This window comes from Synechococcus sp. OH2, from assembly GCF_047462155.1.
In the GTDB taxonomy this organism is placed as follows: Bacteria; Cyanobacteriota; Cyanobacteriia; order Thermostichales; family Thermostichaceae; genus Thermostichus.
Genome location: NZ_JANSIR010000110.1, coordinates 12989 through 14793, shown reverse-complemented (window position 1 = coordinate 14793; position 1805 = coordinate 12989). Strand labels below are relative to the sequence as shown.

Here is a 1805-nt window from a genome sequence, read left to right as displayed (position 1 = left end):
GCGGCTTTGCCCAGGCTCAGGCAGTGTGGCAATGGGCTGAGATCTGGCAGCTCCAGTACCCCCGCACGCTGGCGGAGCTGGCCCAGCCTTTGGCGGATCGGCGCAGCGCCCTCTTGGCAACGGTGGTGGCAGCCCTACTGTGGGATCCGGCGGGCACCCCCGCCGAGACGGTGGAAGCTGAGCTGGAACGGCTGCGCTTCAGCCGGGCAGAGATGCGGGCCATTCAAAAGCTGCACCAGCTTCTGCCCCAGTTCCAGCCGCTCCTAACCCACTCCCCCTCACCCAGCCAACAGTGGCGGCTCTATCACCAGGCGGGATCCCTCTTCGGCGGCCTGGCCCTGCTGGCGGCAGCGACCGGCAGCAGCCCCCAAAAGATAGAGTCCTGGCTGCAGCGCTACGAAGATCCCCAGGATCCCCTAGCCCATTTGGTGCCCTTGCTGGATGGCCGCGACCTGCTGCACAGCTTGGGTGCTAAACCCGGACCTTGGGTGGGCCAGTTATTGCAAGATCTCCAGGAAGCCCAGGCTTCGGGTCAGATCCAAACCCGCGCCGAAGCCCTTTCCTTTCCCCGCCGCTGGCGCGAGAGAAGCTCCCAAACCTAGCCGAAGCGATAGCCGAAGCCGCGCACCGTCACCAAATACTCTGGGTTGCTGGGATCCACCTCCAGCTTTTCCCGCAGCCAGCGGATGTGGACATCCACGGTCTTGCTGTCGCCCATGAAGTCGGATCCCCAAACCCGCTCCAGAAGCTGTTCCCGCGTCCAAACGCGGCGGGGATTGGACATGAACAGCTCCAACAGGCGAAACTCCTTAGGCGAGAGACTCACCTCCACCCCCCGCACCAACACCCGGCACTCCTGGGTAAACATGCAAATATCCCCGTAGCGGAGCACCATGGCCTCGCTGGCGTAGGCCTGCTGCCGACGGCGCAACACGGAGCGACAGCGGGCAATCAGCTCCCGCATCCCAAAAGGCTTAGTTAGGTAGTCGTCGGCCCCCAGCTCCAGGCCCATCACCCGGTCGGTCTCGCTGCTTTTGGCTGTCAGCATCAAAATGGGGAGGGTGTTCCCCTCCCTACGCAACAGACGGCATAGATCCAAGCCATTCAAACTGGGCAGCATTAGATCGAGGATCATCAAGTCCAGCCGCTCGGCTGTATGCACCAGCTCTAGCGCTTCTCGACCGTCCACTGCTTGCAAAACTCGGTATCCTTGTTCTTCAAGGGCAAGGGCAACGGTTTCTCGAATTGCGTCCTCATCATCCACCACTAGCAGAGTCTCCAGCAGGGGAGAAGCTTCCTTGACTTGAACTTGGGGAAGTTGACTGGTCATGGAAAGGGTTGCTTGCATGGCAGACTCCGTCTCGTTTGCGCGAACGGCCTCACAGAGGAAAAGGAGCAAAGTTCATCATCCTCAACAGCAGCCCCCCGCTAGGATATCAAACTTCTCAGGCTGGCCAATAGGGGGAAAAGAGGAGCCAAATGCTGGCCAAAAAGGAAAGACGGCGAGGGAGGCGACAAGGGTTCCAGGGTAGGGCAGTTCAGGATGATTTAAGATCGGTGCGGAGCCCCATTCCCCTTGGCAACTGGCCCTCTTTTGATCTGGCTATGTCTGCCCCTCCTTCTGCCCTCTGGGCCACTGGCGGAGCGATTTTACGGCTGTTGCGCTGGCACAAGCCGGCAGGGCGGTTGATTTTGATGATCCCGGCTTTGTGGGGGGCTTTTCTGGCCGGACGGGGAACGCCGCCTTGGCCGCTGGTTGGGATCCTGGTTTTGGGCAGCTTAGCCACCAGCGGGGCAGGCTGTGT

1 protein-coding gene and 2 pseudogenes are annotated in these 1805 nt (G+C 61.1%); 2 read left to right on the top strand and 1 reads right to left on the bottom strand.

All coding sequences use genetic code 11. From position 1 onward, the window contains the following. A pseudogene (locus NW835_RS11455) lies at positions 1 to 602 on the top strand (CCA tRNA nucleotidyltransferase); the annotation flags it as partial. On the opposite strand, the gene NW835_RS11450 reads toward NW835_RS11455, so the two are convergent. Continuing rightward, positions 599 to 1330, bottom strand: coding sequence for a response regulator (locus tag NW835_RS11450; RefSeq protein WP_414364363.1), 732 nt, complete (start codon positions 1328 to 1330; stop codon positions 599 to 601). The pseudogene NW835_RS11455 and the gene NW835_RS11450 overlap by 4 nt on opposite strands. A 275-nt stretch (positions 1331 to 1605) precedes the next feature. On the opposite strand from NW835_RS11450, the pseudogene ubiA reads away from it, so the two are divergent. After that, positions 1606 to 1805, top strand: a pseudogene (ubiA, locus tag NW835_RS11445) (4-hydroxybenzoate octaprenyltransferase); the annotation flags it as partial.